General features: G+C 68.6%; 4 protein-coding genes. All 4 read left to right on the forward strand.

The window, feature by feature from the left end:
* Positions 1-310: 310 nt before the first annotated feature.
* Entirely contained in the window at positions 311-2512 is a 2202-nt protein-coding gene (locus VDQ18_RS22585) for an NADP-dependent isocitrate dehydrogenase (protein ID WP_323023110.1), read from the forward strand.
* Positions 2513-2707: 195 nt separating this feature from the next.
* A complete protein-coding gene (locus tag VDQ18_RS22590) occupies positions 2708-3391 on the forward strand; it encodes an aspartyl/asparaginyl beta-hydroxylase domain-containing protein (RefSeq protein ID WP_323023111.1) in 684 nt (227 codons plus the stop codon).
* A gap of 88 nt (positions 3392-3479) precedes the next feature.
* On the forward strand, positions 3480-4352 hold the full coding sequence (locus tag VDQ18_RS22595; RefSeq protein WP_323023112.1) for a VOC family protein: 873 nt from the start codon (positions 3480-3482) through the stop codon (positions 4350-4352).
* 45 nt (positions 4353-4397) lie between these two features.
* The coding region (locus tag VDQ18_RS22600; protein WP_323023113.1) for an alpha/beta hydrolase at positions 4398-5422 on the forward strand (1025 nt) is incomplete at its 3' end.

The raw sequence follows: 5422 nt of genomic DNA on the forward strand, positions 1-5422 counted from the left end.
GCGGAAATCTACGGCAATGTCCGTCATGCCTTCACCGTCTGGGGCGGGCGCGATTACGATGCCGGGGCGGATGGGCAAAGCTGGCAGGGATTGCTCGATTTCCTGAACGAGGCGCTGTAAAACCGGCACCATCGCGGCCAGCGCGGCTGCGCGATGAATTCATTGTATACCATTGCACACAACGCTTGACGCGGACGCGGTTTTCGGTCAGGAAGCGCTCAGCGAACGGCGGCACCCGCCGCTGTCCGAATCCCCCGCGCCAGGGCCCGCCTGCCGAGGCCGCCCCGGGGCTTTGACCGACAGAGGATGCATGGCCATGAGCGATACCCCCGACATCATCTACACCAAGGTGGACGAGGCCCCCGAACTGGCGCGCGCTTCGCTGGAGCCGATCATCCGCGCCTTCGCCGGCGCTGCGGGCGTCAGCGTCGAGACGCGCGACATCTCGGTCGCGGGCCGCATCCTGGCGGTGTTCCCCGACTTCCTGACCGAGGCGCAGAAGGTCTCGGACGATCTGGCCTGGCTGGGCGAGCTGGTGAAGACCCCCGCCGCCAACGTGATCAAGCTGCCCAACATCTCGGCCTCGCAGCCGCAGCTGAACGCCGCGATCAAGGAACTGCAATCCAAGGGCTACGCCGTGCCGGATTACCCGGCCGAGGCCACGACGGACGCGGAGAAGGACATCAAGGCCCGCTATGACGCGGTCAAGGGCTCGGCCGTGAACCCGGTCCTGCGCGAGGGCAACTCGGACCGCCGCTCGGCCAAGGCGGTCAAGGCCTATGCCAAGGCCAACCCGCACCGCATGGGCAACTGGTCGAAGGACTCGAAGACTCGCGTCGCCTCGATGCCCGGCAACGACTTCTTCGCCAACGAGAAATCGGCGACCCTCACCGCAGCGCAGGCGGGTGGCGCCTCGATCGTCTTCACCGGCAAGGACGGCGCGGAAACCGTGCTGAAGAAGGGCCTGAAATACACCGAGGGTGAGGTCGTCGACGCGACCTTCCTGTCGGCCAAGGCGCTGACCGCCTATATCGAGCAGGCGCTCGCCTCGGTCGAGCCGGGCGTCCTGTTCTCGGCCCACCTGAAAGCGACGATGATGAAGGTCTCGGACCCGATCATCTTCGGCCATTTCGTCAAGGTCTACCTCAAGGACTTCATCGCCAAGCACGGTGCGGAACTGGACGCGCTGGGCTGGAACCCGAACTCGGGCCTCGGCGACCTTGAGAAGAAGATCGCCGGCAATGCCGCGCTGGAAGCCGATTACAAGGCCGTCATGGCGTCGCAGCCGCCGATGTACATGGTGAACTCGGACAAGGGGATCACCAACCTGCACGTGTCCTCGGACGTGATCATCGACGCCTCGATGCCCGCCGTGATCCGCGCGGGCGGCAAGGGCTGGGGCCCGGACGGCAAGGAAGCGGATGTGCTGTGCTGCATCCCTGACAATTCCTATGCCTGCGTCTATGACGAGACGGTCGAGTATTTCAAAGAGACCGGCAAGCTGGACGTCACCACCTGCGGCGCCGTGTCGAACGTCGGCCTGATGGCACAGAAGGCCGAGGAATACGGCTCGCACCCGACGACCTTCGAAGCCCCCGCCGATGGCACGATCAAGATCGTGCTGGCCTCGGGCGAGGTGCTGCACCAGCACGACGTGGAGAAGGGCGACATCTGGCGCTCGGCCACCGCCAAGAAAGCGCCGATCCTCGACTGGATCCAGCTGGGCATCGCCCGCACCAAGGCGACCGGTGCCGCGGCCTTCTGGCTGGACAAGAACCGCGCCCATGACGCCGAGCTGATCAAGTATGTCGAGCCCGCGCTCAAGGCGGCCGGGATCGAGATCAAGATCCTCGATCCGCGCGCGGCTACCCGCTACACGCTGGAAACCATGCGCGCCGGCAAGGATTGCGTGACCATCACCGGCAACGTGCTGCGCGACTATCTGACCGACCTGTTCCCGATCCTGGAACTGGGCACCTCGGCCAAGATGCTGTCGATCGTCAAGCTGATGCAGGGCGGCGGCATGTTCGAGACGGGCGCCGGCGGCACCGCGCCGAAGCACGTCCAGCAGGTGCAGGAAGAGAACCACCTGCGCTGGGACTCGCTGGGCGAGTTCTGCGCGCTGGGGGAATCGTTCAACTTCCTGGCCGAGGCCAAGAACAACCCGGCGGCGGCGGTTCTGGGCGCGGCGGTCGATGCGGCCACGCAGAAGGTTCTGGACAACAACGACAGCCCCGAGGGCAAGGTCGGCCAGAACGACAACCGCACCTCGCATTACTTCTTCGCCCGCTACTGGGCCGAGGCGCTGGCCGCGCAGACGGACAATGCCGCGCTGGCCGCGCATTTCGCGCCGATCGCCAAGGCGCTGGCCGAGAACGAGGCGAAGATCGTCGCCGAACTGCACGCGGTCGAGGGCGTGCCGGCCGATCTGGGCGGGTATTACCTGCTGGACGATGCCAAGGTCGCCAAGGTGATGCGCCCCTCGGCCACGCTGAACGCGATCATCGGCTGAGGCTGATGACGGAACGGGGAAAGGGCGGCCTGCGGGTCGCCCTTTTTCGTTGCGGCGGGACGGCGGGGCAGGACGGCGGGCCGCAGCCTCCCGCCCGCCCACCCCGGCCGCGGCCCGCCGTCCTGCCCCTGTCACCCGGCCGTCGCCAAAGGGTCGTAAAGCCGCTATCGTCGGACCGAAGCGGGAGTGTTGCGCATGCTGGAACAGATCGTCATGGGCCGCCTGCGCAAGCGGATGCGGCAGCTCTATGCCGGGATCGACACGCCGCCGGTCCTGGACATGGAGACCTATTTCCCGCAGGCAGAAGCCTTGCAGATGCTCTATCCGATGCTGCGGGACGAGGCGCTGGCGCTCTATGCGGGCGCCACGGGCATCCCGCGGTTTCACGAGATTTCCTCCACCCAGACGCGGATCTCGGCCTCGGACGGCAAGGATTGGCGCATGGTCATGGTCAAAACCTACGGCCATCTGATCCGGGCCAATGCCGCCCGCACCCCGGCACTGGCCGGGTTTCTGGCCGCCAATCCGCAGGTTTCGACAGCGGCCTATTCCTTCCTCGATCCCGGCAAGCATATCCCGCCCCATCGCGGCCCGTTCCGCGGCATCCTGCGCTATCACCTGTGCCTCTACGCGCCCGAGCCCGGGCCCTGGCTGAAGGTCGATGGCGTGAGCTACCCCTATGAGGAAGGTGGGGGGCTGCTGTGGGACGACACCTTCACCCATGAGGTGCTGAACCCCGGCAGCCACCCGCGCATCGCCCTGTTGCTCGACGTGCAGCGGCCTGTCACCCGGCTGGCGCAGAAACTGGCCTATCGGGCGATGATCCGCGGCGGCGGCCTCTATTCCCGGCTGACCGAGAAGCGGATGCGGGTGGTGTGATCACGGCGGCGTGAGGCGCCCTGTCCCCGGCCCGGCGGCGGGGGTAAATTACCGGCAGATCACCGCTGTCAGCTCGCCGGAGTCCCCCATGATGCGCCGCCAGTTCCTCGCCACGGCCAGCGCGGCCACGGCTGCCGCCACCGCACTTGCCGCCGGTGCCACCGGGCGCAACACGCTGCCCCTGGATGCGCCCCTGTCCGTCGCCCGCGTCGGCCTGCGCAGCCCCGATGCCGAGGCGCTGGCGGGCTGGTATGAGGACGTGCTGGGGCTGGAGCGGCTGGGCCGCGACGGCCCGGTGATCCGGCTGGGCGCGGGCGGGCAGGTGCTGCTGGAGATCACCGGCGATTCCGCGCTGCGCCGTCCGTTCCCCAGCTGGGCCGGTCTCTATCACACGGCCTTCCTGCTGCCCGACCGGCAGTTCCTCGGCCAATGGCTGCGGCGGGCGATGGAGCGGCAGGTGCCGATGCAAGGCGCCGCGGACCACCGGGTGAGCGAGGCGCTTTACCTCGCCGATCCCGAGGGCAATGGTGTCGAGATCTACGCCGACCGACCGCAGGACAGTTGGACCTGGACCCGCGGGCAGGTGAGCATGGGCAGCGAGCGGCTCGACCTGCGCGGGCTGATGGACGAGGCGCCGGCCCTGCCCGAGGGCGGGTTCCGCGCGCCTGCGGGCACGATGGTGGGCCATGTCCATCTGCAGGTGGGCGACGCGCTGGCCGCCGCCGCCTGGTGGCATGACGAGCTGGGTTTCGACCTGGTGCGGGGCTCGCGCGACGCCAATTTCCTGTCGACCGGCGGCTATCACCACCATATCGCCGTCAACCAGTGGAACAGCCGGGGGGCGGCGCCGATGCAGGAAGGCTATGCCGGGCTCCATCACATCACGCTGCGGGCGCGCGACGGGGCCACGCCGCGGGTGACGCAGGATCCCTGGGGCATCGAGGTGCGGATCGAGGCTTGATCCCGCCCGCCCGACGTGACCATCTGGGGCAAAAGTGAGGGGATCATGGGCAAGCTGAAACTTCTGACGCTGGTCGCGGTGGCCCGCGCCCCCGAGCCGCTGGCGGCCCTGTTCTTTGCCGGGCGGCGCAAGGTGGTCGACGGCCGGCGCATCGACGCCAAGGCCCAGGCGCTGGGCGAACTCTTCAACTCGGTCCGCGTGCCGGGCGTCACGCCGACGCTGGCCGACAGCCGCCGCTCGCTGCAGATCCTGGCCGACAAATTCGACCTGCCCAGCCCGGCCGCGGTGCAAACGCGCGACGTGATGCTGCCGGGCGGCGCGGGCGAGCGGCCGGCGCGGATCTATGACACGGACCTTTCGGCGGCGGACCGGCCGACGCTGCTGTACATCCATGGCGGCGGCTGGGTGCAGGGCGGCATCGACACGCATGACGGGCTCTGCGGGCAGTTGGCGCTGGAGGCGGGGATCCGGGTCATCTCGCTCGACTACCGGCTGGCGCCCGAGCACAAGTTTCCGGCCGGGCCCGACGATGTGCTGGCGGCATACCGCGCGCTCAGGGCCTCGCCCCGGGTCTGGGGCGTGGATCCGTCACGGCTGGCGGTGGGCGGCGACAGCGCGGGCGGCAACCTGACGGCGGTGCTGATGCATGACCTGGCCGCGGCGGGCGAGGCGCTGCCCAAGGCGCAGGTGCTGATCTACCCGGCGGTCGATGCCCGGATGCAGAGCCGCTCGATGGAGGCGCTGAAAGACGCCTATGTCCTGCCGCGCGACCGGATCCAATGGTATCTGGAGCAATACCTCCCCGAGGGGCAGGACTGGCTGGACCCGCGCGTCTCGCCGCTGAACTCGCCCCATCTGGCGGGCCAGCCCCCGGCGCTGATCCTCAACGCGGGCCACGATCCGCTCTATGACGACGGCACGATCTATTACGAGGCGCTCACGGCGGCGGGGGGCGAGGCGGTGCTGCATCCCTTCCCCGGGCAGGTGCATGCCTTCGTCTCGGCCCGCCGGGCGATCCCGCAGGCGGTGGAGGCGGTGAGCCTGATCGCGGATTGGCTGAAGGCGCGGCT

Source organism: Pararhodobacter sp. (assembly GCF_034676075.1).
Lineage (GTDB): Bacteria > Pseudomonadota > Alphaproteobacteria > Rhodobacterales > Rhodobacteraceae > Pararhodobacter.